We start from the raw sequence: 24,600 nt of genomic DNA on the forward strand, positions 1-24,600 counted from the left end.
ACATTGTACCGTCGACCCCATCTTTCCGATCCCGCCTCAAGGTTGCAAGTAAGACAGCTCATGTTCAAAAAAATTCTGATCGCCAATCGCGGCGAGATCGCCTGCCGGGTCATCAAGTCCGCCCGCAAAATGGGCATCAAGACCGTCGCTGTCTATTCCGAAGCTGACCGTGACGCGCTGCATGTCGAGATGGCCGACGAGGCCGTATTCATCGGACCTCCGGCCGCGGCCGAGAGCTATCTCCTGATCGAGAAGATCGTCGAGGCCTGCAAGCAGACCGGCGCCGAAGCGGTGCATCCCGGCTATGGCTTCCTGTCCGAGCGCGAGGCCTTCCCGCGCGCGCTGGAGGCCGCCGGTATCGTGTTCATCGGCCCCAATCCCGGCGCCATCGCCGCCATGGGCGACAAGATCGAATCCAAGAAGGCGGCGGCCAAGGCCAACGTTTCCACCGTGCCGGGCTATCTCGGCGTCATCACCGACGACAAGCACGCCGTGAAGATCGCCGACGAGATCGGCTATCCCGTGATGATCAAGGCGTCCGCCGGCGGCGGCGGCAAGGGCATGCGCATCGCGCATTCGACTTCGGAAGTGGTCGAGGGTTTCAACCTCGCCAAGGCCGAGGCCAAGTCGTCGTTCGGCGACGACCGTGTCTTCATTGAGAAGTTCATCGTCGATCCTCGCCACATCGAAATCCAGGTGCTCGGCGACAAGCACGGCAACGTGATCTATCTCGGCGAGCGCGAATGTTCGATCCAGCGCCGCAACCAGAAGGTCATCGAGGAGGCGCCGTCGCCGCTGCTCGACGAGACCACCCGCCGCAAGATGGGCGAGCAGGCCGTCGCGCTGGCCAAGGCCGTGAATTACGACTCCGCCGGCACGGTGGAATTCGTCGCCGGCCAGGACAAGAGCTTCTACTTTCTCGAAATGAACACTCGTCTGCAGGTCGAACATCCGGTCACCGAGCTCGTCACCGGCGTCGACCTCGTCGAGCAGATGATCCGCGTCGCTGCCGGCGAGAAGCTGCAGCTTGCGCAGAAGGACGTCACGCTGACGGGCTGGGCCGTGGAGTCCCGCGTCTATGCGGAAGATCCGTTCCGCAACTTCCTGCCGTCCATCGGTCGCCTCGTGAAGTATCGTCCGCCGGCCGAGAGCAAGTCCGACAATATCACCGTGCGCAACGACACCGGCGTGCAGGAGGGCGGCGAGATCTCGATCTATTACGATCCGATGATCGCCAAGCTTGTCACCCACGCCCCGTCGCGCGCCGCCGCCATCGAGGCCCAGTCTCATGCGCTCGACGCCTTCTATATCGACGGTATCAGACACAACATTCCGTTCCTGTCGGCACTGATGAGCCATCCTCGCTGGCGCGAGGGCAATCTCTCCACCGGCTTCATCGCTGAGGAATTCCCGAAGGGCTTCGCCGCCAGGGCGCCGGAGGGCGAAGTCGCTCGCCGTATCGCCGCGGTGGCCGCTGCCGTCGACTCCATCTACGGCGAGCGCAAGCGTCAGATTTCGGGTCAGTTGATCGGTCGCGCGGTGACGCGTGCCGGCCGCCGCGCGGTATGGCTGGAGCGTGAGGAGATCGCGCTCGATGTAGCCCGTGACGGCGATGTCGTGACCGTGGCCTTCATCGGTGCCGACGGCAAGACCGGTACGCCGCATAAGCTCTCGTCGTCCTGGAAGCCCGGCGTGCCGGTCTGGGAAGGCACCATCGACGGGCACAACGTGGCCATGCAGGTGCGCCCGATGGCGTCCGGTATCCGCATTGCCCATCAGGGTTATGAAGTCGCGGTCAATGTCTTCACCGAGATCGAGGCTGCGGCCGCACGCCTGATGCCGGTTGGCGTCAAGGCTGATACCGGCAAGAAGCTGCTGTGCCCGATGCCGGGCCTCGTCGTCTCGATTGCCGTGACCGAAGGTCAGGACGTGAAAGCCGGCGAGACCCTCGCCGTTGTGGAGGCGATGAAGATGCAGAACGTGCTGCGTGCCGAACGCGATGGCACCGTCAAGAAAATCCATGCCGCTGCCGGCGCAACGCTGGCGGTGGATGCGCTCATTCTTGAATTCGCGTGACGACCTTCCGGCAACGCCGTTACGGATTGCGGGCGCTTCTGTCCGGCGATCGCTGCATGCGCTCGGGATCGGTCTATGACGCGATCTCGGTGCGTATCGCCGAAGATCTCGGCTTCGAGGTCGGCATGTTCGGCGGCTCGGCGGCGTCGCTCGCCATTCTTGGCGATCCCGACATCGCGCTGATCACGCTCACCGAACTCACCGAACAGATGCGGCGGATGTCGCGCGCCGGATCGCTGCCGGTTCTGGTCGATGCCGATCACGGCTACGGCAATGCGCTTAATGTTCGCCGTACGGTGGAAGAACTGGAAGCCGCCGGCGCTGCCGGTCTCACCATCGAGGATACGCTGCTGCCCGCGGCCTTTGGCGAAGCCAGGGCGCAGTTGATCTCCGCAGAGGAGGGCGTCGGCAAGGTCAAGGCTGCACTGAATGCGCGACAGGATCCGGCGCTGGTGATCGTGGGCCGCACCGGCGCTGCCTCCATCACATCCGTGGATGATGCGATTGCGCGTGCCAAATCCTATGAAGCCGCCGGCGTCGATGCCGTGATGTTCACCGGCCTCAAGAGCCGCGCCGAGCTGCAAGCGGCAAGCGCCGCGACCACGCTGCCGATCGTGCTCGGCAACCCCACCGACGACATGGATTGGGATTTCCTCAGCGCCCAGCGCGTCCGCATCGCCATTCAGGGCCATGCGCCGATTTCCGCCGCGACGGCCGCCGTTCATGCGACTCTTAAAGCAGTGCGCGAAGGTGCGGGGCCGAAAGAGTTGAAGAACCTCGCATCTGCCGAGCTGACGGAGAGCGTCACCCGCGGCGCCATCGTGAAGCAACGCGGCATCGATTTTCTCGGGCTCAAGAAATAGATGAGTGACGTGATCCGTCACGTCGCGATCCGCGGCCGTGTGCAGGGCGTTGGCTATCGCTACTGGACCGAACACACTGCGACGTCGCTGGGCTTGCAGGGCTGGGTGCGCAACCGCCGTGATGGCAGCGTCGAGGCCGTGTTCGCCGGATCTTCCGCGGTCGTCGAGCAGATGATCGCCGAATGCCGACGTGGGCCGATCTCGTCGCGTGTGGATGCTGTCGATGTGACCGATGCCGGTGCTGACATGCTGAAACTGCGCGGGGCAGGCGACGGCTTCGCGATGCTGCCGACACTCTGAGCCTGATCAGACCGTCACGCCGTCCACCACCTCTTGTTCGCTCTCGCCGAACACGTCCTTAAACGCCTGACGCAGCGCAACGTCTACATCGGTCATCGCGACGGGCAGGCCGAGATTGACCAGGCTGGTGACGCCGTAGCGCGGATCGACCACGCCGCAGGGCACGATGGCGTCGAAATGCGCCAGATCCGGTTCCACATTGATCGCGATGCCGTGAAACGAGACCCAGCGCCGCAGCCGTACGCCGATGGCCGCGATCTTGTCCTCGAATCCTGCGCCCTTGTCGGGGCGGGCAACCCAGACCCCGACGCGGTCCTCGCGCCGCTCGCCCTTCACGTTGAAGGCGTCCAGCGTCCGGATGATCAGGTCTTCCAGCGCCGCCACATAGGCCCGCACATCCGGCCGGCGCGCCTTGAGGTCGAGCATCACATAGGCCACCCGCTGGCCGGGGCCGTGATAGGTCACCTGGCCGCCGCGGCCGGTCTCGAACACCGGATACCGGGCATCCAGCAGGTCGTCCGACTTGCCGGAGGTGCCGGACGTATAGAGCGGGGGGTGTTCCAGCAGCCAGACCAGTTCCGGCGCGGTGCCGTCGGCAATGGCCGCGGCCCGGGCTTCCATCTCGGCCACGGCTTCGGGATAGGGAATCGGGGCGTCGGACACCCGCCATTCCACCGCGGCGCCGGCGACGCCGCGAGAAAACACTGTCAAATCGAGGGTTTGGCGGTCATTAACCATTGGCTAACCATAACATGTTGATCTCGCACGCACTGCAATCTTGCATCTGTGCGATCCTGCATCTGGGAATTTGAGGCCGACGTGCCAACCCTCGATAAAATTACCGTCGATATCATGGTGGTTCTCGGCACCACGTCGATGCCCGTCCATCAGGTGATGCGACTGAGCCGCGGCGCCATCATCGAACTGGATGCCACAGAGCAGGACGAGGTCAAAATTCTTGCCAATAACCTGCCTGTCGCCAGTGGTGTGGTGATGGTCGATCGCAACCGGATTGCGGTTGAGGTCAAGCAGATGCTGCCACGGTCCCCCGACCACAGATAGGTGGTCCGGAGAGGCCAAGAGGCCTTGTCTCCCCATCATTGGTTTGTTACATCGGCGCCGGTTGATCCGGCCGGGCGATTTGCCCTCGCCGGATTTCTTTAGCGCTCGTGGCGGAATTGGTAGACGCGCTGCCTTGAGGTGGCAGTCCGTAACAGGGTGGGGGTTCGAGTCCCTCCGAGCGCACCACACCTCATCCTTGAAATTGTTGGACTTTTCACTGCGGTACGCTGTCGTATCTCTGGTGCGACGAGCCGTGGGCACGCAACGATACGGCACTCATCCGTGCATGAAGGGGCCGGCGGGGCGGTTAGCGGCAACCGACTCGTGAGCTGTCGACAATGACAAAATACCGGCAGGTTGCGGCCCCCCGTATTCTCGAACGAATGCCGGGTGTCCGCCTGAAAATACAGCGAGTCGCCGGTCTCCAGCGCCAGCAGCCGGCCATCGATATGTGCCGTGAGGCTCCCCTCCAGCAGGTAGACATACTGTTCCAGCCCGCGGCGATGGATGTCGATGTCGCTGGTCCTGCCGCCCGGCGGCAATGTCATCGACACCCAGTCGATGCTGCGGCCCGGGATGACGGGGGACAATGCGCGGCGCGAAAAGCCCGATATCCCTTCGTTGAACGCCGTTTGCAGGTTCCTGGGAACGTGAATGATCGTGCGGTCTGGAGCCGGGGCAGCATCAGGAAGCGCGACACCGAGCGCGCGGGCGAGCTTCCCGAATAACGCCACCGACGGCACGGTTTCCGATCGCTCGATCTTCGAGATCATCGATCGGCTGACGCCCGATCGCTCTGAAAGCTGCTGCAGGGAGAGCCTGCGCGCCTTGCGGTGACGTTTCAGCTCAGCGCCGCCAGCCTGATATCTCGCGTCCAAGACGCCGTCCCCGGTCATGTTGCCAAACGCCCGAACCACCGTTAGCGTTATATCCAATTGAATATAGCGAAGTGGATATCCGGTGTCATCCCAGTCCATCCTTCAGATCAAGCCCAGTACGTCCGCGCCGCTGCTCGGGCACAAAGGGTTAGAGGCTCTCGTCAACATCGACCCCAAGGCCAATCGTCGCGCCAGGATCTGGGATATCTCGCCGGCACTGCACTGCTCGATCATCGGCACCTGCCTGACGGCAGCCGAGCTGCGGCAGTTCTTCGTCAGGTTCGGCGATACCGATGCGAAAACGATCACGGATCACGCGATTCATAGCCGCGGCGTTCGCGCGGCCGGGCAGCACGATGTGGCGGGCAAGATGCTGCACAAGCTGCTGGACAATCGTCATGAGACGACGGTCAAGCGGTTCTCGAACGCACGGACGACGGCTGAGGTGCGTGAGCTTTGGCTCAAGGCTTTCGACGAGGGCGTCATTCCGAGCGCCTATTGGGCGGTCCTGACGCATCCGGCAACGGACCGTCCGTTGATCGAGGAGGCTTTCGGCCAGGTGCATATGCTGTCGCATATGGTCGGCTCGTCGAACCGGATGGACATCGCCCGGCTGCGTGATCTCGAACGCGAGATCGGCGAGCGTGATGCGAAGCTCGCGCGTCAGGAAGCGCGTTTGGCAGCGGGGGCGTCGGATCGCTCCGAACTTCTCCGCCGCATCGAAACGCTTGAGGCTGAAAACAGGAGGCTGGTGTTCACCGAACAGATGATCGCGACATCGAGCGGCGGCCCCGACGCGGCCGCCTTGCTCCTGCGGATCGATACCGAGAAGGCGCACGCGACCAGACTGGCCGGTCGCGTCGGCGAATTGGAAGAGCAGCTGCAGGCTGCGCGAAAATTTGCGGCAAATCTGCACAAGCAGAACAACCAGCTCGAGAGCGAACTCGCGGCGGTCGAGGCTACGCTGCAAGTCGACGTCCGGAATGAGGACGAAGTCTCGTCGATCGCGGACGAATTGAACGGCCTTACATTGCTCTATGTCGGTGGTCGCCCCGGCTTGATCGAGCAGCTGAAAGTGCAGTGCGCCAAGCGTGGCGCAACGCTTCTGGCTCATGACGGCGGCATCGAGGAAAATTCGGCAGCGTTGCCTGGCCTGATCAGCCGCGCCGATGTCGCTTTTTTCCCGGTCGATTGCGTCAGCCATCATGCGGCAGGGCAGGTCAAGAAGCTGTGCCGCGATCATGGCAAGCCATTCGTTCCGCTGCGCGCCGCGAGTGTGGCGAGCTTCATCTCGGCAGTCGGCGACCGCAGTCGATTTTCACTTATCAAGTAGCGAAGAGGCCATGGGCGTTTGCGGCTGAGGGGCTGAAACGCATCGCGTCCGGCAAACCGATGCAGCACGGCTTTGTCGAAAGCTTCAACGGCAGACTGCGTGCCGAGTGTTTGAACGAGCACCTATTCGACAATCTCAACGAGGCTCGCCAGATCATCGAGGAGTGGAGGATCGACTACAACACCAACCGACCGCACACGAGCCTCAACGGGATCAAATCAACTGAGTTTGCAACCCGCACCAACAGGGGCCAAACCCAGAACAGAATCTCCTGATAAACAAGGGCGTATCGGGGAGCAGGTCATAATGGCTCGATAAAAAGATTGATTCTTCAATCATCGTCGATCAATCAGGGATTCGTTTCCAGATACGGACTAAGCGCGGATCTCTAGATGATGAACATCTTGGCACGACAACGAGCGCGTATCTCACCGTCCGCTAAGGGCGGAGCGCCCGCTCCTATGCTTTTGTTTGCAGCTTCAGCCCTTTCCTGCGCGATCTTCGTCGCAGATACCATTACGCAGCTAGAAATTGCGATTGCTGTCATGTACGTGGCGGTCATACTTATAGTTGTTCGTATCTTAGAACGCCCAGGCGTCTTGTTGGTTACTTTAGTTTGTGTGACGCTAACGATAGTAAGCTACTTCATTTCCCGAGAAGATAGTACCAGAAGCACAGGTTTCATTAATTGCGTGATTAGCATCGCAGCGATTGTTGCCTCGACCTATCTTGCTCTTCAAAATCGCTCTGCTCAAACGGCTTTGCATCAAGCGCAGACAAATCTCGCGCATGCGAACCGCGTGACCACTATGGGTGAACTCACTGCAGCGATAGTTCACGAAGTGAATCAGCCTATTGCAGGTGTAGTCGCCAATGCTGAAGCCGCCATGCGGTGGCTGGAGGCTAAGTCACCAGATCTCACAGAGATACAGCAAGCCCTTGAGGCTATCGTCGAGGACGGGAAGCGAACAAGCGACATCGTTAGCAGAATTAGGGCACTGTTTAAAAATACGCCGCCGCATAGCGAGATAGTCGATATAAATGAAATTGTCATCGACGTGATCGATCTAATGCGGCCCCAAATGCAGCGCGCGAATGTGGTGGTGAAAACCGAGTTCGATTCCGATTTTTTGTCAGTTGCCGGTGACCGAGTCCAGCTGCAGCAGGTTATCCTAAACCTTATCCTGAATGCGGTGGAGGCAATGGCCAACGTTAACAACGATCGACTACTTTACATCGGAGCCAAAAAGGCCGGTGCTGGAGGCGTTCTTGTTGAGGTGACTGACCTCGGAAGTGGATTGTCGACCAATGTATTGGATCAGCTATTTGACGCATTCTACACGACAAAACCAAGTGGGATGGGAATGGGGTTGTCGATCTGTCGAACGATCGTCATGGCGCACGGTGGCCGAATCTGGGCGGAGCCCAATGATGGGGGCGGCGCCACCTTTCGGTTCCTTCTCCCTAAGCCTGCGGAGCTAGTTTCGTGACGGCTGATGCGACAACGTTGCGTGCGTCTACTGACAAAGGTCTCGTTTTTATTGTTGATGACGATGTGGCTGTACGAAGGGGTTTGAGAAATCTGTTCAAATCTGCCGGGTTTAACGTTGAAGCGTTCGGGTCTGCGGCAGAAATGGCGCAGAGCTCACAATCCGACTTTGCCAACTGTCTGGTATTGGATGTGAGGTTGCCGATCTTGGACGGCATTGAGATTCAGAAAGATCTTGCTCAGTCTAATCGCCAGATTCCGATAATCTTTATCACCGGGCATGCCGACGTTCCCACCACGATCCAGGCAATGAAGGGTGGGGCGGTCGATTTTTTTACAAAGCCAGTAGACGGTCGCGCAATTCTCTCTGCCGTTGCGGCTGCAGTCGGTCGCGATAAGCGCCGACGTGAGGCGGAGGGGGTTGAAACGACCTTGCTCGCGATGTTCAGCGCACTGACGCCACGTGAAAGGGAGGTTATGACCCTGGTGACGTCGGGGCTGATGAACAAGCAGGTCGCTGCTGAATTGGGCCTACGCGAAATAACGGTTAAGATTCACCGTGGCAACATCATGAAAAAAATGAAAGCCAAATCGCTTCCCGATCTGGTTCGGATTGCTGACGCGATCTCTCTCATCCGCACCTGAGCTGCCCACTACAAACCTATGTATGTGTTGTGGAGAGCATCGAGCTGGCACAAGTTCAAGGCACGACGTAAATCTCCCGGCCCTCGAAAGGCAGCGACTTGTCCAAACTCCCCGTGATCTCGATCGTTGACGACGATAAGTCTGTCCGAAGAGCCACGGATAGGTTGGTTCGGTCGCTCGGATTCATAGCCTATACATTCTCCTCCGCTGACGAGTTCCTGGCGTCCCCGTATGTCAGCCATACGTCGTGCCTTATCATCGACGTTCGGATGCCAGGTATGACGGGACTACAACTGCAGTCAGTGTTGCTCGCCAAGGGAATCAATACGCCAATTATCTTTATTACCGCCTTCCCAGAGGAAGGCGATCGCGCGGCGGCCTTCGAAGCAGGGGCCGCTGACTTCTTGACTAAGCCCTTCGATGGCAAAATCATGATTCGCTCACTTGCTGCGGCGCTCAAGGGGCGCACCGTCGAAACGACGGCACGATCCTGCGATCCTTGATTGCGTGACCGAAAGGTTTCGAGAGGCGCTCTCGGTCGAGGAACCGACCTCAAGGACAACCAAATTTAGATAAGCTGACTCACTGGGTTCGCCGCGGGAGTCATTCGCGGAGCGAGCAACCATGCGTAGATCGGCCATCGTACTTCTATCGGTATTCTTACCAGATCTTCCTGCATACGCTGCAGACTTGGCAACAAAGGCCCAGGCTAAGAGCTTCGCTGCGATTTTCAATTGGACGGGCTTCTATATCGGCGGGCATGCCGGCTACGGCGGCGGCAGCTTCGGACCGGGCACGAACCCGCTTCCGGAGCAGGGAGTGTTTTTCCCACACAGCCTGACCGGCCTCACTGGCGGCTATCAGGCTGGCTACAACATTCAACTGTCCAACAACGTCGTCCTTGGCGCCGAGACCGATATATCGTTCACCAGTACGCTCGATCGCCCTCGGCTTACTCCGGCTCCGTTCAACACAACGTTCGACACGTTCGGGACGGTCCGGGGCCGGATCGGCTACGCTTTCGGGACGTTGCTTCCCTACGTGACCACGGGGGCAGCCTGGGCGCGGACCCGCATCGATATCAACGGCGATGACGGTGAGCCTGTCGGCTCGCGAGCACGCAGCCATCTCGGCTGGGTCGCCGGCGCAGGCGTCGAGGTTTCGATGGGCGGCAACTGGACAGGAAAAATCGAGTATAACTATATCGATCTGGGCAGCCGGACCTATAATTTGAACGACGTCGGACTGCCGAGCGTGCGCGTCGATCCGGATATTCATACGGTCAAGTTCGGCGTGAACTACCGGCTTTGGGACGTTCCACCCTGGACGCCATCGAACGATTTCGCAGTCAGGCGACCGGCTATTCCTGAGTCGCCCGACTGGAACATTCACGCCCAGACCACGCTCATCCCGCAGGGCTATCCAAGCTTCCGCTCGCCCTATCAGGGAGCCAACAGTCTGCCTGGAGCCGGCCGCGTCCGTGAGACCTGGACAGTCGGCGCTTTTCTCGGGTGGCGCCTGTGGGACGGCGGCGAATTCTATTTTGGTCCAGAGCTGGCGCAAGGTTTCGGCATCGGCGGGACGCTCGGCCTGGCAGGATTCTCGAACGGAGAGGCGCAAAAGGGCGGCGCGGAATACCCGAAATTCCGCGCGCAGCGCTATTATTTCCGTCAGACGTTCGGTCTCGGCGGCGAGCAGGAGGACGTCGCCGATGCAGCCAACCAACTGCCGGGGAAGCGTGACATTGACCGCGTCACCGTCACCGTCGGGCGGTTTGCCGTCGGAGATTTCTTCGACGGCAACTCCTATGCGAAGGACCCGCGCCTCGATTTCATGAACTGGGCGATGTGGTCGTCCGCCGCATATGATTTCCCGGCCGATCTGCCCGGCTTTACGCGGGGCGCAATCGTCGAACTGAATCGCAAGGATTGGGCGGTACGCGCCGGCTTCTTTCAGGTTCCGTCCCAGCCGAACAGTGACGTACTGACCTTCAAGACGGGCGGCGTCGTGCTCGAACTGGAAGAACGATACGCGATCCTCGAACAGCCGGGAAAACTCCGCCTTGGCGCCTTTGCGAACCGAGGCAATACCGGCAACTACCGCCGGGCGATTGGCATCGGAGCGTCGGACACGACGCTCGACATCAACGATGTCATGGCGAGTATCCGACGCGACAACCTCAAATACGGCTTCTACGTCAACGCGGAGCAGCAGGTCGCCCGGGATATTGGCGTGTTTGCTCGTGCAAGCTGGAACGATGGCCAGAACGAAATTCTGTCATTCACCGATATCGACCGAAGCCTCTCCGCTGGTCTGTCAATCAAGGGCAGCTATTGGGGACGCGCCAACGACACGATCGGTGTCGGCGGAGCCATCAACGGCCTCTCCGACTCTCACCGCGACTTTCTGGCTGCAGGCGGCAAGGGTCTGTTGATCGGTGACGGCCAGATCAATTACCGCCCGGAGCGGATTCTGGAGACTTATTACGCCTATTCGATCGACAAGAATTTCACGCTGACGGCCGATTATCAGCTGATCACAAATCCCGCCTATAACGCCGACCGGGGACCGGTCTCCATCTTTTCGGGCCGGCTTCACGGCGAGTTCTGAACAGGGCGGCATTCATGGCAATTCAACACACTCGCCCAGCCGCGTTGGGGCAAGCGCTGCGGCCCAACATCTGGGACCTCGTGGCCCTGATTCTTGTCATCGGTGCACTGGTGTTGATCGTCTACGGCGGAGAGCAGACCGCCGGGCCGTTGTCTGCGCTCGACGTTGCGCCTGTGTCGCTCGACCCCACCAATCTGCCTTTCTATGCGCTCCGGACAACCATGCGGATGCTGCTGGCCATCGTCTGCTCGATCATCTTCACCTTCATCTATGCCGCCTTGGCCGCCAAGAGCCGCCGGGCGGAGATGGTTCTGATCCCGCTGCTCGACATCCTTCAGTCAGTGCCGATCCTCGGCTTCCTGACCTTCACCGTCGTATTCTTCATGAATCTCTTTCCGGGACGTGTGTTTGGCGCCGAGCTTGCGTGCGTGTTCGCGATCTTTACCAGCCAGGCCTGGAACATGACCTTCAGCATGTACCAGTCGATGCGCAACGTCCCGAAGGATCTGGAAGAGGCCTCTCAGAGCTTTCACCTCAGCGGATGGCAGCGGTTTTGGCGGCTGGATGTGCCGTTCGCGATGCCGGGTCTGATCTGGAATACGATGATGTCGATGTCCGGCGGCTGGTTCTTCGTAGTCGCTTCTGAAGCCATCACGGTTGGGGATACCACCGTGACATTGCCCGGCATTGGCTCCTATGTGGCGTTGGCAATCAAGGAGCAAAACCTTCCCGCAATCGGCTACGCCATCCTCGCGATGTTTCTGGTCATTCTCGCCTACGATCAGTTGCTGTTTCGTCCTGTCGTTGCGTGGGCCGACAAATTCCGGTTCGAGCAAACCGCTTCGGCGACCGAACCGTCATCCTGGATGCTCGATCTGTTTCGCCGAACCCGGGCACTGCGGGCCTTGTCCTACCCGTTCACGGCCTTGAACAAGGCCGTCTCGAACCTGCACATCGCGCTTCCGAAAAATCTGCGGGTTTCGACGCGACGGGGGCCACCATCCCGCATTGCCGATGCGCTCTGGCTCGGATTGATCGTGGCAGGCACGGCTTTTGCGGCCTGGAAGGTCTATGAATATCTGTCGGCGACGTTGAGCGTCTCGGACGTGTTCAGCGCGGTTGGATATGGTTTCATCACGTTGGCACGGGTCGTCGTTCTGATTGCGCTGGCCTCGCTGATCTGGGTTCCGGTCGGCGTCTGGATCGGGCTTCGTCCGAAACTTTCCGAACGGATTCAGCCGCTCGCACAGTTCCTGGCGGCGTTTCCCGCAAATCTGGCGTTTCCCGTCTTCGTGGTCCTCATCGTGCGCTATGGGTTGAATGCGAACGTCTGGCTCAGCCCGCTGATGATCCTCGGTACCCAGTGGTATATCCTGTTCAACGTCATCGCGGGCGCCAGCGCGTTCCCGAGCGACCTCAAGGAAGCAGCCAGCAGCTTCCATCTCAAGGGATGGCGATGGTGGACCAAGGTCATACTGCCGGGCATCTTTCCGTATTACATCACGGGGGCGATCACCGCCTCCGGCGGCTCCTGGAACGCCTCCATCGTGGCCGAGGTCGCGAGCTGGGGTGACACCCACCTGACGGCGACGGGGCTTGGCGCTTACATTGCAACTGCGACAGAAGCCGGCGATTTCCCTCGGGTGGTGCTTGGTATCGCGATCATGTGCATTCTGGTGACGCTCTTTAACCGGCTGCTCTGGAGGCCACTCTATGCCTTCGGCGAGCGCCGCCTTCGGCTCGGGTAATCAGGAATAGCTCATGCTCGATCAAGCCAACGAAGCCACCCTTCTCGACATCCGCGGTGTCTGCCGGTCGTTTCCGAAAGGGAGCGGCGAAGACCTCCTGGTGCTGGAGAAGGTCGATCTGACGATCCATTCCGGCGAGATTGTCGGGCTGCTGGGGCGGTCAGGATCCGGGAAATCGACGCTGCTGCGCATCATCGCCGGGCTCATCACTCCATCCTCGGGCGATGCCAAATGCCGGGGGGAAGCCATCGACGGGCCGCCCAATGGCGTCTCCATGGTGTTCCAGTCGTTCGCGCTGTTTCCATGGCTGACAGTCTTGCAGAATGTCGAATTGGGACTGGAAGCGCTGGGCATCGACAAGGGTGAACGCCGCACGCGGGCGCTCGCCGCGATCGATCTCATCGGTCTCGACGGATTCGAGTCGGCTTATCCGAAGGAGCTATCGGGCGGGATGCGCCAGCGCGTCGGCTTTGCACGCGCCCTGGTCGTGCATCCGGATCTCCTCCTGATGGATGAGCCGTTCTCCGCTCTCGATGTCCTCACGGCGGAGACGCTGCGCACCGACCTCATCGACCTATGGGTCGAAGGCCGGCTGCCGATCAAATCGGTGTTGATGGTGACGCACAACATCGAGGAGGCGGTGCTGATGTGTGACCGCATCCTGGTGTTCTCGTCAAACCCAGGCCGCGTGGCGGCCGAGATCAAGGTGGATCTGCCTCATCCGCGCAATCGTCTGGATCCCACTTTCCGGCTGCTCGTCGATAGCATCTACGCCCGTATGACGCAGCGCTCGGAGACTCCCACACCTGCAATCGAAGGCATCCAGGGCAGCGGCGTTGGAATGGTGCTCAATCATGTCTCCTCCAACGTACTATCTGGCCTGATCGAGCGGCTGGCGGCTGCCCCATACAACGGGCACGCTGATTTGCCCGTTCTCGCCGGGCACCTGCAACTCGAAGCCGACGAAATTTTTCACCTGGGTGAGGCCCTTCAGTTATTGCGATTTGCTCACTTGAGCGAGGGCGACCTGATGTTGACTGAGCCCGGCAAACGTTTTGCCCACCTTGAAACCGACGAACGCAAGAAGCTCTTCGCTGAACACGTTATAAGCTATGTCCCCGTCATGGGCCTGATCCGCCGCGTCCTTGATGAACGTCCATCTCACACAGCCCCGGCAGCACGTTTTCGTAACGAGCTTGAAGACTACATGTCGGAAGATTACGCTGACGAGACGCTTAAAACGGCCGTGTCGTGGGGGCGATATGCCGAGTTGTTCGCTTATGACGAGCAGGCGGAGATGTTCAGCCTGGAGAATCCTCACTAGGAATATCGGTCGAGACCCTTGTAGGCGTAAATCAGAAATCCGTTTGAAGCGTACTGTTAGAAGAACGGCGCGCACTGATTACGATGCTCTGAAGTATCCTGCGGTTAGAGATTGCACATCGTCGAACCTGCTAAGTCGCATCGGTTCGAGCGTAGGGCGTCCCATCTTTGCGCGTGAAGAGACCATCCGAACTTACGCTTCGCATGTCTACGTCGCTGCCGTAGATGACATCGTTGGGGAGCGGCTTGCGACTTCAAGGTAGACTGCCGTCGAGTTCGACCGGTTGATCATGTGGTGTCCGTCGCCTGAATTTTTCGCGAAGGAAAGCCGTGGTTGATGGCTTGGTCGATTGTCGGAGATGGCCCAATATCATTATTGCATCTGATCTCTCCGTTATCGTCATCCTGTGCCGCCAGCACCAGCGCACAGATCGCTGCGACAGCGCCGATCAGAAACGCCGTCCCGTACCCGAACAGCCCCGCCGCATATCCCACCGCCGGCGCCGTCAGCCCGATCGCCAGATCGAAGAAGGCGATGAAATTCGCCACCGCGCGGCCGCGCTGTTCGATCGGCACGCGGCGCGTGGCCTCGACGCCCATCGACGGGAAAATCAGCGAGAAGCCGATGCCGGTGACGAGTGCGCCGAGCAGCGCCAGCATCGGGCTTGTCGACAGCCAGATCAGCGCCTGACCCAGCGCCTCGATCGCCAGCGATGCCATGGCGACACGAGCTCCGCCGAACCGGTCGGGCAGGTGGCTGCCGACCAGGCGCACGAAGATGAAGCCGGAGGAGAAGGCGGCGAGCGCGATGCCTGCGCCGGACCAGCCGCGTTCGACATAGGTCAGCGCGAGAAAGCCGGTGATCCCTGCAAAGGGAATGGTGGCGAGGAAGAGCACCGTGCCGGAACGCCAGATCAGTCCGATCACCTTGTAGAATGGCGTGCGTTCGGTGCTGCCCGACACAGGCACGTCGGGGATGGCGTAGGCGATCCCCAGCGCGATCAGTGGCGAGATGGCCGCCAGCACGCCGACGCCGGCAAAGCCGATAGATGCGTAGACCGCGAGGCCGATCGGTGCGCCCAATCCAATCGCCGAATACATGGCGATGCCCTGCCACGACATCACCAGACCGGTGCGGTGCGGGCCGAGCCGTCCGATGCACCAGCTCATGGCGCCGGTGATGAACAGGCTTTCGCCGAAGCCGAGCGCGACGCGTCCGGTCAGCAGCAGCGCGAGCTTGCCTTCGGCCGGCAGCGGCAGGGTGGCAGCCAGCAGATAGAACAGGCCGGCCAGCGCCGACAGCGGCAGGCCGAGCCGGATCGCGTAACGCGCGCCGTGATGGTCGCTCAGCGTGCCGGCGCGGTGGCGGGTGAGCACGGTCACCACCGACTGGATGCCGATGGCGAAGCCGATCACGCCGGCCGAGAAACCGAGCTGGTCATGGATGTAGAGCGAGATCGGCGGCAGCGGCAGGCCGACCGAGAGGAAGCCGAAAAAGACGATCAGGACCTGCTTGATCAGACTCTTGCGCTCGTCGCGGCTGAGCGGCGCGGGTTTGGACGCAGTTTTGAATTTTGGAGGAGCGTTCTGGTTCATGTCGACGTGCTTTCGAGGCGGCCAGCCACGTTGGGGCTGTCCGGAGCTGAGCACGTTGAGTGACGTTAACGCTTACGGCGGGGAGACACCCTGCAATGACGGCTGGTTACGGCGAAGCAGGTTCCTTTGTCAAGGTTGTACACTACGGAAAGCGCTGCCGCACGGTCGCGCTTATGGCACGGTGCCCGAACATGGCGTTGTGATCTTGCTACCGAAGCCGCCGCAGACATCATCGCGCCGGGCCGAGCATGATGTACCGCGCTGACCTATACGCGCCGTCGTTTGACAAAAGTCCGTTGGCGCGTTGCGGGTAAATCTCCAGATGCATTGCAGTTGTCATCATCCTTTAGCGCTCAGGTAACGACTTGCCAGTAGCAACGCCGCCGTCCGGCAGCTAGACATGGTCGGGAACGTCGATCTTCCGGAGCGGACATGAAATATCTGAGCTATGCCTATCGTTTCATCTCCAATTTTGCCTTCCTGGCGCTGGTCTATTTCAGCCTGAATTTCGTCGGCACCTACCAGCAGCGCGCCATCGTGGCGGCTCTGGTGCTGGCCTATGCCGGCATGCGGGCGATCTCGGCGCTGCGCACATTCGTCTTCTTCAAGGCGATCGAGAAGCTCGAACTCGAAGCACGCCGGCTTGGTGGATTGGCCGGCGAAGGCCCCTCCGCCGTGTCGTCGCGCAAGGCTGTCGTGAAGAACGTGGTCGAGCAGCGCCAGGCCGGCGAGATGAAGTCCTATATCGACCTGCTGTTCCTTGGCATCATCGTGGTGCTGTGCATCGCCAAGATCGTCACCTGATCCCGTCGCGCTCAGCGCGGGGCGGCAACTGCCGTCGGATGCAGGCCCGGCGGAATGGCGCCGGGGATGGTGCGTCTGGCGGCGCTGGCATCGAGCGAAATCAGTTTCGCAATCGCATCTGAATCGCTGCCGCGGGCAGGCGCCGTCTGTTGTGCGTGATGTGGTAGCTGCACGAGTGCCTTGATCGGAGTGCCGTGACGTTCGGCGAGCTCGAACAGGGTCTTTGCCGGCACCGGTAATGTGGCTGTGTCGATCATCGTCTGCAGCGGTGCTTCACGTGGCCACGGTGCCTGTTCGGGCAGCGGCACGGCATTGCGCGGCCGACGCATGCGATCGAAATTCTCGGTCAGCGACAGCATTTGGTCGGAGGCCGAGATCGCCGGCGCGGGCAGCATGTCATCATGGGCAAAGGCGAATGTCGGCACCTTGTGCCAGCGCGTGACGGCCACGGTCTCCGACACCGGATGCAACTGCCACTGCTGCGGCTCGGTCGGCGTCTTCGGTTTGTCGGGCGTCGCCGCCTCGACATGGACGATGCGATAGCCGCCGGCCTTGAGGTCGCGCAGGATGCCGGGCAGGGCGGCCACGGTGCGCGGCTGGATATCATGCAGCAACAGGATGCCCTTGCCCTTGGCGGCGATGCGCGAGATCGCGAGGTCATGGACCTTCTGCGGCGACACATGGCGCCAGTCGTCGGCCGGGAAATCGGCGCTCCAGGTCTGGATCCCGCGCGAGGCCAGATAGTCCTCGACGACGCTCGCGCGCAGCAGGCCGGGAATGCGGAAGAACGGCGACAGCAGCGCGGGATCGCCGAGCGCTGCGGTGGTGTTGGCGATGCCGTCCTCGATTTCCTGCTGCGCCTTCTCGATCGGCATGCGGTTCATGCTGAGCGGATGGTTCTGGCTATGGGTGCCGACGGTGTGGCCGAGCGCGATCAGCTTGCGCACGCCTTCGGGATGCTCCTTCGCCATCCGGCCGATGATGAAGAACGTCGCCTTCACGCATTCGGAGGCCAGGATATCCAGGATCGCGTTGGAGTGTTTCGGGATTGGGCCGTCGTCGAAGGTCAGCACGACCTCCTTGTCCTGGAGCGGCAACGTCTCGGCATATTGCATGGTGCCGATCTTGGGATGTTCGCGGGGATCGACCACGATGGTGCGCGAGGTGCCGAGCGCGCCGGGATTGCCCGGGCACGCCTCGGCCGACAAGGCACTGGTGGTGGAGGCTGCGGCGGCGGTGAACAGGGTCAGGCCGGTGAGCAGGCTCAGGCACAGAAGGCGTCGTGCCCGGTCAGTCGTCGCCTTGTTCATTGATCGATCCGTCACTCGCTTTGATGTCGGCTGTAAAGTTACCGGGGCGGCTGTGAACGCAATGTTAATCATGTCGGCCCGCCGACGGTATTTTCCGCATCCTGATGATCGCGAGTTCTACTGGGAACTGGGGCGGGCGGAGGAGCCGGCGGCCGGTGGCACGATATGCACGACCCGGTAGCGGTTCTCCCGGAGATAGCGCAGGAAATCGGGCAGCATCGCGGCAGTCTGCGCCTTGGTGTCGTGAAACAGGATGATTCCCCGTCCGGCGGCCTTGAGCCGGCCGGTAATCAGCTCCAGTTGCTGCTGCGGGGTCATGGGATTCCAGTCGCTGGCCCAGAAATCCGCGCCGAACACCGCGATCCGGCGGGACTGCAGCAGGTCGAGCAAGGCCGGCGTCGACTCGAAATAGGGGAATCGAAAGAATGGTGTGGTCGGCACGGTGGTGGCCTTGCCATTCAGCGCCATTTCGTCGGCGCTGATGCCGCGGTCGATCTGTTCGACGGCAGCCGCATTGCTGATCTTCTTGAGGTCGGCATGGGCGAGGGTGTGATGTCCAATGGTATGGCCCTCGGCGGCCATGCGCTTCACCAGCGCCGCATTGGCCGTCGCGCTGTTGCCGATCAGGAAGAAGGTCGCGCGAACACATTCGCGCGAGAGTGCTGTGAGAATCTTCGCCGTGGTCGGCGCATGCGGGCCATCGTCGAAGGTCAGCACGACCTCGCGGTCTTCCAGCGGCAGCGTATCCGGAAAACTCTGCGTTCCGACCCGCGGGTAGGTCTTGGGATCCACAGTCAGAATGCGCGCGGTGCCCAGCGTATCCTTGCGCGGGCAGTCTTCGGCATGTGCGACGATGGTGGAAGCAATCAAGGCAAAGATGGCGGCCTTCAACACGATCACGACACTTTCCCGGCCGCTGATTTCGCGCACCGCATTTTTCCGATTGCATCAGGCATTGCGCATTGGGTAATGCCTGATGCGAGCTTCCGTTCACAGATGGATTAGCGCATTTCTTCAGGAATCGCGCTAGCTCCGTCACCCCCCAAACAAGCAGGCGAGGTGCGGCATGGCCGATGACGTCGATCTCGCCCAACCGGTCGCTCCCGAGGAATTGTCGGCGCTCGACAAGATGCCGATGCGCGACGATGCAGGCGACATTCGCCCCGAATTTGTCGAGGCGATCTCGCACGCGGTTCAGGTTGCCGATACCGCATTCCTCAAGGAGATCGTCGGCGAGCTCCACGAGGCCGATCTTGGCGACCTGATCGAAGCGCTCGATGCCGACGAGCGCGCGCCCTTGATCGAACTGACCGGCGCCGATTTCGACTTCTCGGCGCTCAACGAAGTCGACGACACCGTCCGTGAGGAACTGCTCGAGGAGCTGGAGCCCGAGACCGTCGCCGAGGGCGTTCGCGAACTCGATTCCGACGATGCCGTCGAACTGCTCGAAGGCGTCGACGAGGAGGTCCAGGACGAGATCCTCGAGAAGCTGCCGCTCTCAGAGCGCGTGGCGCTCGAGCGCAGCCTGGATTATCCGGAAAACTCTGCCGGCCGGCGCATGCAGACCGAATTCATCTCGGTGCCGCAGGATTGGACCGTCGGCCAGGCCATCGACTACATGCGCGAGACGCCGGACCTGCCGGAACGCTTCTACGAGATCTATGCCGTGGACCAGTGGCAGCGCTGGCAGGGCGCGATATCGCTCGACGCGCTGTTGCGGGCGCGCCGTCCAGTGTCGCTGGCCGATCTGGTCGACGAAGACCGCCGCCGTGTCTCCGTGGTCGATGATCAGGAGGAAGTGGCGCGGATGTTCGGCAAGTACAACCTTGTCGCGGCACCCGTGGTGGATATCGACAACCGCCTGGTGGGCGTCATCACCATCGATGACGTCGTCGATGTCATCGAGGAGGAGGCCGACGAGGACCTCAAGGCGCTCGGCGGCGTCACGTCAGACGAAGAACTGTCGGATAATTTCTGGACCATCGCCAAGGGCCGTTTCGCCTGGCTGCTCGTCAATCTCGCCACCGCTTTCATCGCGTCGTCGGTGCTGGGCCTGTTCGAGGACCAGTTGCAGCAGATGGTGGCGCTCGCGGTGCTGGCGCCCATTGTCGCTAGCCAGGGCGGCAATGCCGCAACCCAGACCATGACGGTCGCGGTGCGCGCATTGGCGACGCGGCAGCTCAACCCCAACAACGCCCTGCGCATCGTGATCCGCGAAGGCCTTGTCGGGTTGATCAATGGTCTGGCCTTTGCCGTGATCACCGGCATCGCAGCCTATGCCTGGTTCAAGACGCCCGGTCTCGGCATCGTCATCGGCCTTGCAATGATCTGCAATCTGATCGCCGGCGCACTCGGTGGCATCCTGATCCCGATGGTGCTCGAACGCGTCAAGGCCGATCCGGCCGTCGCCTCCGGTACCTTCGTGACCACGGTGACCGACGTGGTCGGCTTCTTCGCTTTCTTGGGGATCGCGACGCTGTGGTTCGGGCTGAAGTAGGGATCATTCGCGACGTTTCAGCCGTCTTGATTCATCTTATGCTCAATTGCCCTTTGCGACTGCCGTGCCATCGGGCTGCGCAAGCCCGATGTCCAGATAAGCCTCTATCTGCTTCACGAGCTGTGCCCTCTTGAATGGGATAGCCCTCATGCTCACAAAGCGGTGCACTCGGGGTGATTTTCCTGTAAGCGCTCGCTTCACACGTTCTCCGTGGCCGACGTGACGAACCAACATACAGGAGGAATACATGCCGGCTCTGCCGCTCTCGGGCATCAAGGTTATCGATATGACGCGGGTGCTTGCCGGCCCGATAGCAGGTCAGATGCTCGGCGATCTCGGCGCGGAAGTCATCAAGATCGAACGCCCTGGAACTGGCGACGATTCCCGCGCGTTCGGCCCTCCCTATCTGAACGATCCGGACGGTAGCAGGCGAGACAACTCCTTCTATCTTTGCGCCAATCGCAACAAGAAATCGGTCACCGTCAATGTGGCCAAGCCTGAAGGCCAGGAGATCGTTCGCGAACTCGTCAAGACCGCCGACGTGTTGTTGGAAAACTACAAGGTCGGCGACCTCAAGCGTTATGGCCTCGACTACGACGCGATCAAAGCCATCAACCCGCGCATCGTTTACTGCTCGGTGACGGGCTTCGGACAAACCGGTCCCTACGCCACACGCGCCGGCTATGATGCGATCCTGCAGGCGATGGGTGGTCTCATGAGCGTGACGGGCCATCTCGATGGCGAGCCGGGCGAGGGCCCCATGAAGGTCGGTCCCTCGATCGTGGACTATATGACCGGCTTGAATGCCACCATCGGCGTGATGTCGGCGCTCTATCATCGCGATGCCGGCGGCGGCGAGGGACAGCAAATCGATGCTTGTCTGTTCGATACGGTGATCGCCTCCCTTTCACATTGGCTCCAACCCTATCTCATCAGCGGAAAAGTCCCGCCGCGGCGCGGAACCTGGGGCAATGGCGGCATGCCTGCCGGTGTCTTCCGTTGCACCGATGGCGAGTTGATGCTCGTGAATGGTAATGACGGCCAGTTCCAGCGGACATGCGAAGTGCTCGGAGAGCCGGACCTGGCCAAGGATCCGCGCTTCCTGAAGAACAACGATCGTGTCCAGCATGGCAAGGAGATCATGGCCATCTTCGCCGGTCTTTTCCTGAAGCAGCCCGTCGCCTACTGGCTGGAGCGTCTGGAGGCGGTCGGCGTACCGTCCGGCCCGATCAACGACTTCGATCAGGTTTTCGCGGACCCTCATGTGAAGTCCCGCGGTATGCGCGTGAGCTCAAACCATCCCTTCGAGGCGGCGCTTTCGCTCGTACGAAATCCGCTGATGTTTTCGGGCACGCCGATCACCGAATATCACGCGCCGCCACTTCTCGGCTCCAACACGGACGAAATCCTGTCCACCATCGGCTACGACGGCGAACGGATCGCCGCGCTGAGGACGAAGGGCATCGTCTAGGCCGGTCGGGGCAGGCGATCGATGGCGTCACACCTGTATTCGCTCTCATCTCCGACCGACCGCAAGTCGGTCGGAGAGCCAATTAAACTTTAGCTGTTCGCTCGCGCGCTCATGCTTAACGTTCGGCCATCGGATAGCCACGAACACACCGCGGCTGGTAGTCCTCCGACGAGCCCAACCATCAAGATTGGCCATAAGTCGTTTGATCCTCCCCACATGAAAAGCATGATCAAGACTGCAGGGAGTGCTGCCGTCACCGCCGTTCCCATAACTCGGAGTGGCTTTGCAGAAAGCATCCAATCGACCCAAGCCAGCAGCAAGGCCGGGATAACCGCGATTGCGTAGGACTCAACCATCCAATCGAGAAGATTCTTAAACCCATCAGGCGCCGTGAATACGACCAACGCAAGAGGCGGAAAGAGAGCCGGGAAAATCAGAAAGCGTTTCATGCCACCTTCGTCAGTCTTCGTGGCGATCTTGTTCAATTTTGAAGTCTCATAGTGTTGCCAGCGGCGTAGCCGGTGGGTGCCCCAAACCGGTCCTGCCGTCGTTATCCGTCAACGTAGCAGCGTGCTCAACGCAACAATTGCAGCACCAAGGCCGGGCTTGCGGCGACAACGGCACTCAAAGCGAAGCTGACAGAGCCTAGGGCGAGAGCGCCAACAAATCCGTGCTGCTGCCAGCCATAAGGAGCACTGAAAATGTGGCCGCTCCAACTACAGATATCGTCCATACAACTTGAATTGCGATCTTCAGAGTCGCCACGTCGGCGCTCCTATTCCACATTCAGATGAACCAATGCTGGGCCTTCGATGACCAAAGTTGCATGCGTCACTTATTGTCTGAAAATCTCGTGAGCCAGGTCAAGGCATATTCAAAGGCATTGATTGAAGAGAGCGTAGCGAAAGCCGCGTACCCGCTCGTTTCGCTTTCCCACTCGACGTCCGGCCCTTCCGCCACACCCGCCGGTGTACCGGCTCGCGGGGCTTCATTTGCTCACAGTGGTATTGCGTTCCATATTTTCGATGCGCCGAACGGAGATCTCAAATGAAGCTCAAACTTTCCGCCGCGCTGCTCGCCGCAAGCCTCCCGCTCTCATCGATAGCTTTCGCCCAGGGCACCGCGCCCGCCGACGTTGCAGTGATCAATGCTTGCCTGAAGACCGCGGAGGAAACCGGCGGTTTCGGCGGCGCGTGTGTCGGGCTCGTCGCCGACCCCTGCATCAAAAAGGCGGAGGGCGTGAATGACGATGTCGCCAAATGGAAAGCCTGCGCGGCGCGCGAACTCGCCATTTGGACGCAGAAAACCAATGAGGCGCTAAAGAAGGTTGAGGCCGGCGGGTTCGCCGACAAGATCAAGGCGGTCAAGGACTCGCAGAAAACCTTCGCCGCGTCGCGTGATCGCTTCTGCGCGGTCTTCGACAAAGTCGAGTCCGGCATGTACCGGGGCGACGCGAACTACTGCCGCCTGCGCGAGACCGCGAACCGCGCGCTGAGCTTGATCAAGCTCAGCGCTGCGGTCAACGAGCACTGAGACCTCTTAGTCCCACTCTCAATTGTCTCTCGCATAGGCGTATCGTCGATGTGGGGGCAGAGCGCGAGAGCTTTCCGCTGTTTTTGCAAACGACGTGACAGCCCTTCGAACAAAACCTGAAGTATTCCTCTTTCGTCACGATTTTATTTGGTTCGACCATCCTTGTTAAACGAGAGAAGCTATTGCAGATGCGCTCAATTTCTAATGTAAGCTAATACAGAGTTGATGGTCGAAAGTCGCTCTTCTTGCTCCTGCTTTTATTTGCGATCCCCTCGGATGACTGCTCCGCGCAGACACCGCCGCCCCCAATCAACGAACGTGCGTTCGAGCGCGTGCCGCCGACAGTCGTAACGAGGTTGGCGACCCGCTTTTCGCTAGGCTCATTTGCGGGCCGCTTCGAGGAGACGCGGCTCGACGCGGTTCGCGAAGCCTTGGGCGAAGGGACCATCCAACACCGAGGGGACGCTGGAGATAGTATCTATTGGCTGTGTTATCGGCGCGCGCAGCATCGATTGTGGGTCGTGTCCGGCGGGGAGATAGGCGGCCCGGATCATCTCGTCATGGAAATCGTTGAAGAGCTCACCGAGAAAGACGCCGGGGCTTCGACCGATTGCGGCATTATCCCGGAAAAATTCTCGCCCGTCATCTTCGACGGCAAGCTGCATTTAGGTATGTCGCGTCAGGAGGTAATCACGGCGTTGGGACCGCCGTCGAAGTCGGAAGCTGCTCAGATCGTGTATTCGCACGAGGGAAAGCTCGCAGACGGTTTCGATGAGACCGCTTGGCTCATTCTCCGATTTCGTGAAAACAAGCTTGTGTCCATGCGCGGCGGCAAGACCGCAACGAATTGAAGTGGCTGTGAGCAGCGTTCGTGCTTTGCGACGGATGGGAGCGAGCCATGCCCGCTCCCGCACGACCTGCATCACATACCCGAGCCGAATGCCTATCGATGCCCGGATGGCGGCTCATGGTTCAAAGCGGCCTCGCTCGCCGAAGCATGTTTCACGCGGTTTCAGCAACAAGGGTGCCCGGCCATCCCGCATCTCTTGGGGCCGACGATCG

The 24,600-nt window shown here is 60.6% G+C and carries 23 protein-coding genes, 1 tRNA gene and 4 pseudogenes; 20 read left to right on the forward strand and 8 right to left on the reverse strand.

All coding sequences use genetic code 11. The features are described from left to right. Positions 1–60: 60 nt before the first annotated feature. From A4A58_RS06550 to A4A58_RS06560, 3 genes are read left to right on the forward strand one after another with little or no spacing between them, the layout of a single operon-like run. Positions 61–2,076: an acetyl-CoA carboxylase biotin carboxylase subunit gene (locus tag A4A58_RS06550; RefSeq protein ID WP_068730651.1), complete on the forward strand. Its 2,016-nt coding sequence runs from the start codon at positions 61–63 to the stop codon at positions 2,074–2,076. Beyond that, positions 2,073–2,939, forward strand: a complete 867-nt coding sequence (locus A4A58_RS06555) for an isocitrate lyase/PEP mutase family protein (protein ID WP_283804891.1) — start codon at positions 2,073–2,075, stop codon at positions 2,937–2,939. The genes A4A58_RS06550 and A4A58_RS06555 overlap by 4 nt, the downstream gene beginning before the upstream one ends. Further along, positions 2,940–3,239 (forward strand): acylphosphatase, encoded by a 300-nt coding sequence (locus tag A4A58_RS06560; RefSeq protein WP_068730652.1) that lies wholly within the window; start codon positions 2,940–2,942, stop codon positions 3,237–3,239. Positions 3,240–3,245: 6 nt separating this feature from the next. Here A4A58_RS06560 and lipB read toward each other — a convergent pair whose 3' ends face one another. Then, positions 3,246–3,977: a lipoyl(octanoyl) transferase LipB gene (gene lipB, locus A4A58_RS06565; RefSeq protein ID WP_068730653.1), complete on the reverse strand. Its 732-nt coding sequence runs from the start codon at positions 3,975–3,977 to the stop codon at positions 3,246–3,248. An 81-nt stretch (positions 3,978–4,058) separates the two neighbouring features. Here lipB and A4A58_RS06570 point away from each other — a divergent pair, with 81 nt between their 5' ends. Together A4A58_RS06570 and A4A58_RS06575 are read left to right on the forward strand one after the other, a co-directional pair. Next, a complete protein-coding gene (locus tag A4A58_RS06570) occupies positions 4,059–4,301 on the forward strand; it encodes a FliM/FliN family flagellar motor switch protein (protein WP_068730739.1) in 243 nt (80 codons plus the stop codon). A 101-nt stretch (positions 4,302–4,402) separates the two neighbouring features. Continuing rightward, a tRNA-Leu gene (locus A4A58_RS06575) sits at positions 4,403–4,487 on the forward strand. Positions 4,488–4,714: 227 nt separating this feature from the next. Here the strand turns inward: A4A58_RS06575 and A4A58_RS31800 are convergent. Then, positions 4,715–4,849, reverse strand: a pseudogene (locus A4A58_RS31800) (cupin domain-containing protein); the annotation flags it as partial. Between A4A58_RS31800 and A4A58_RS30745 the strand changes: the two are divergent. Together A4A58_RS30745 and A4A58_RS31425 are read left to right on the forward strand one after the other, a co-directional pair. Next, positions 4,815–4,955, forward strand: coding sequence for a hypothetical protein (locus tag A4A58_RS30745; RefSeq protein WP_158005660.1), 141 nt, complete (start codon positions 4,815–4,817; stop codon positions 4,953–4,955). The pseudogene A4A58_RS31800 and the gene A4A58_RS30745 overlap by 35 nt on opposite strands. Next, a complete protein-coding gene (locus A4A58_RS31425; protein ID WP_244499687.1) occupies positions 4,956–5,138 on the forward strand; it encodes a hypothetical protein in 183 nt (60 codons plus the stop codon). Here the strand turns inward: A4A58_RS31425 and A4A58_RS31805 are convergent. Continuing rightward, positions 5,051–5,278 (reverse strand): annotated as a pseudogene (locus A4A58_RS31805) (helix-turn-helix domain-containing protein); the annotation flags it as partial. The gene A4A58_RS31425 and the pseudogene A4A58_RS31805 overlap by 88 nt on opposite strands. Between A4A58_RS31805 and A4A58_RS06585 the strand changes: the two are divergent. The 8 genes and pseudogenes from A4A58_RS06585 (at position 5,262) to A4A58_RS06620 (ending at position 14,328) form a co-directional block, all read left to right on the forward strand. Then, positions 5,262–6,512, forward strand: a complete 1,251-nt coding sequence (locus tag A4A58_RS06585) for a DUF2325 domain-containing protein (RefSeq protein ID WP_068730655.1) — start codon at positions 5,262–5,264, stop codon at positions 6,510–6,512. The pseudogene A4A58_RS31805 and the gene A4A58_RS06585 overlap by 17 nt on opposite strands. Positions 6,513–6,553: 41 nt before the next feature. Further along, positions 6,554–6,787: pseudogene (locus A4A58_RS06590) on the forward strand (integrase core domain-containing protein); the annotation flags it as partial. Between the two features lie 117 nt (positions 6,788–6,904). Next, the gene (locus A4A58_RS06595; protein ID WP_081421757.1) at positions 6,905–8,002 is read left to right on the forward strand and encodes a sensor histidine kinase; all 1,098 of its coding nucleotides are present in this window, start codon (positions 6,905–6,907) and stop codon (positions 8,000–8,002) included. After that, positions 7,999–8,646 (forward strand): response regulator transcription factor, encoded by a 648-nt coding sequence (locus tag A4A58_RS06600; RefSeq protein WP_068730657.1) that lies wholly within the window; start codon positions 7,999–8,001, stop codon positions 8,644–8,646. Before A4A58_RS06595 ends, A4A58_RS06600 begins: the two co-directional genes overlap by 4 nt. Before the next feature lie 113 nt (positions 8,647–8,759). Beyond that, the gene (locus A4A58_RS06605; RefSeq protein WP_068730741.1) at positions 8,760–9,149 is read left to right on the forward strand and encodes a response regulator transcription factor; all 390 of its coding nucleotides are present in this window, start codon (positions 8,760–8,762) and stop codon (positions 9,147–9,149) included. Positions 9,150–9,270: 121 nt separating this feature from the next. Next, positions 9,271–11,256, forward strand: coding sequence for a carbohydrate porin (locus tag A4A58_RS06610; protein WP_068730658.1), 1,986 nt, complete (start codon positions 9,271–9,273; stop codon positions 11,254–11,256). A 14-nt stretch (positions 11,257–11,270) separates the two neighbouring features. Further along, positions 11,271–13,004, forward strand: coding sequence for an ABC transporter permease (locus A4A58_RS06615; protein WP_068730659.1), 1,734 nt, complete (start codon positions 11,271–11,273; stop codon positions 13,002–13,004). Positions 13,005–13,017: 13 nt separating this feature from the next. Beyond that, a complete protein-coding gene (locus tag A4A58_RS06620) occupies positions 13,018–14,328 on the forward strand; it encodes an ABC transporter ATP-binding protein (RefSeq protein WP_068730660.1) in 1,311 nt (436 codons plus the stop codon). Between the two features lie 130 nt (positions 14,329–14,458). Here the strand turns inward: A4A58_RS06620 and A4A58_RS31430 are convergent. Continuing rightward, a pseudogene (locus A4A58_RS31430) lies at positions 14,459–14,652 on the reverse strand (cupin domain-containing protein); the annotation flags it as partial. After that, positions 14,616–15,923, reverse strand: a complete 1,308-nt coding sequence (locus A4A58_RS06625; protein WP_081421758.1) for an MFS transporter — start codon at positions 15,921–15,923, stop codon at positions 14,616–14,618. The pseudogene A4A58_RS31430 and the gene A4A58_RS06625, both read right to left, overlap by 37 nt. Before the next feature lie 432 nt (positions 15,924–16,355). Between A4A58_RS06625 and A4A58_RS06630 the strand changes: the two genes are divergently transcribed. Then, the gene (locus tag A4A58_RS06630) at positions 16,356–16,727 is read left to right on the forward strand and encodes a hypothetical protein (protein ID WP_068730661.1); all 372 of its coding nucleotides are present in this window, start codon (positions 16,356–16,358) and stop codon (positions 16,725–16,727) included. A gap of 11 nt (positions 16,728–16,738) precedes the next feature. Here A4A58_RS06630 and A4A58_RS06635 read toward each other — a convergent pair whose 3' ends face one another. Both A4A58_RS06635 and A4A58_RS06640 read right to left on the reverse strand, forming a co-directional pair. Further along, positions 16,739–18,037 carry a polysaccharide deacetylase family protein gene (locus A4A58_RS06635; RefSeq protein WP_068730662.1) on the reverse strand — a complete coding sequence of 433 codons (1,299 nt, stop codon included), beginning with the start codon at positions 18,035–18,037 and terminating at the stop codon, positions 16,739–16,741. 117 nt (positions 18,038–18,154) lie between these two features. Next, positions 18,155–18,967: a polysaccharide deacetylase family protein gene (locus A4A58_RS06640; RefSeq protein ID WP_433993612.1), complete on the reverse strand. Its 813-nt coding sequence runs from the start codon at positions 18,965–18,967 to the stop codon at positions 18,155–18,157. Between the two features lie 136 nt (positions 18,968–19,103). Between A4A58_RS06640 and mgtE the strand changes: the two genes are divergently transcribed. After that, positions 19,104–20,534, forward strand: coding sequence for a magnesium transporter (mgtE, locus tag A4A58_RS06645; RefSeq protein WP_068730663.1), 1,431 nt, complete (start codon positions 19,104–19,106; stop codon positions 20,532–20,534). Between the two features lie 247 nt (positions 20,535–20,781). After that, positions 20,782–22,005 (forward strand): CaiB/BaiF CoA transferase family protein, encoded by a 1,224-nt coding sequence (locus A4A58_RS06650; RefSeq protein WP_068730664.1) that lies wholly within the window; start codon positions 20,782–20,784, stop codon positions 22,003–22,005. 89 nt (positions 22,006–22,094) lie between these two features. Here A4A58_RS06650 and A4A58_RS06655 read toward each other — a convergent pair whose 3' ends face one another. After that, complete coding sequence (locus A4A58_RS06655; RefSeq protein ID WP_068730665.1) at positions 22,095–22,490, reverse strand: hypothetical protein; 396 nt, start codon at positions 22,488–22,490, stop codon at positions 22,095–22,097. A gap of 562 nt (positions 22,491–23,052) precedes the next feature. On the opposite strand from A4A58_RS06655, the gene A4A58_RS06660 reads away from it, so the two are divergent. Continuing rightward, positions 23,053–23,538, forward strand: a complete 486-nt coding sequence (locus A4A58_RS06660; RefSeq protein ID WP_068730666.1) for a lysozyme inhibitor LprI family protein — start codon at positions 23,053–23,055, stop codon at positions 23,536–23,538. Between the two features lie 245 nt (positions 23,539–23,783). Further along, positions 23,784–24,389, forward strand: coding sequence for a hypothetical protein (locus A4A58_RS30200; RefSeq protein ID WP_139069793.1), 606 nt, complete (start codon positions 23,784–23,786; stop codon positions 24,387–24,389). The last annotated feature ends 211 nt before the right edge of the window (positions 24,390–24,600 follow it).

The sequence above is a fragment of the Tardiphaga robiniae genome (assembly GCF_001618955.1).
Taxonomy (GTDB): domain Bacteria; phylum Pseudomonadota; class Alphaproteobacteria; order Rhizobiales; family Xanthobacteraceae; genus Tardiphaga; species Tardiphaga robiniae_A.

Bases quoted from the DNA above. Each gene is read 5' to 3' on its own strand.
- A4A58_RS31425 (WP_244499687.1), top strand. From the start codon at position 4,956: ATGATCGTGCGGTCTGGAGCCGGGGCAGCATCAGGAAGCGCGACACCG.
- mgtE (WP_068730663.1), top strand. From the start codon at position 19,104: ATGGCCGATGACGTCGATCTCGCCCAACCGGTCGCTCCCGAGGAATTG.
- A4A58_RS06620 (WP_068730660.1), top strand. From the start codon at position 13,018: ATGCTCGATCAAGCCAACGAAGCCACCCTTCTCGACATCCGCGGTGTC.
- A4A58_RS06550 (WP_068730651.1), top strand. From the start codon at position 61: ATGTTCAAAAAAATTCTGATCGCCAATCGCGGCGAGATCGCCTGCCGG.
- A4A58_RS06615 (WP_068730659.1), top strand. From the start codon at position 11,271: ATGGCAATTCAACACACTCGCCCAGCCGCGTTGGGGCAAGCGCTGCGG.
- A4A58_RS06610 (WP_068730658.1), top strand. From the start codon at position 9,271: ATGCGTAGATCGGCCATCGTACTTCTATCGGTATTCTTACCAGATCTT.
- A4A58_RS30745 (WP_158005660.1), top strand. From the start codon at position 4,815: ATGTCGCTGGTCCTGCCGCCCGGCGGCAATGTCATCGACACCCAGTCG.
- A4A58_RS06630 (WP_068730661.1), top strand. From the start codon at position 16,356: ATGAAATATCTGAGCTATGCCTATCGTTTCATCTCCAATTTTGCCTTC.
- A4A58_RS06660 (WP_068730666.1), top strand. From the start codon at position 23,053: ATGAAGCTCAAACTTTCCGCCGCGCTGCTCGCCGCAAGCCTCCCGCTC.
- A4A58_RS06635 (WP_068730662.1), bottom strand. From the start codon at position 18,037: ATGAACAAGGCGACGACTGACCGGGCACGACGCCTTCTGTGCCTGAGC.
- A4A58_RS06650 (WP_068730664.1), top strand. From the start codon at position 20,782: ATGCCGGCTCTGCCGCTCTCGGGCATCAAGGTTATCGATATGACGCGG.
- A4A58_RS06560 (WP_068730652.1), top strand. From the start codon at position 2,940: ATGAGTGACGTGATCCGTCACGTCGCGATCCGCGGCCGTGTGCAGGGC.
- lipB (WP_068730653.1), bottom strand. From the start codon at position 3,977: ATGGTTAATGACCGCCAAACCCTCGATTTGACAGTGTTTTCTCGCGGC.
- A4A58_RS06625 (WP_081421758.1), bottom strand. From the start codon at position 15,923: ATGAACCAGAACGCTCCTCCAAAATTCAAAACTGCGTCCAAACCCGCG.
- A4A58_RS06595 (WP_081421757.1), top strand. From the start codon at position 6,905: ATGATGAACATCTTGGCACGACAACGAGCGCGTATCTCACCGTCCGCT.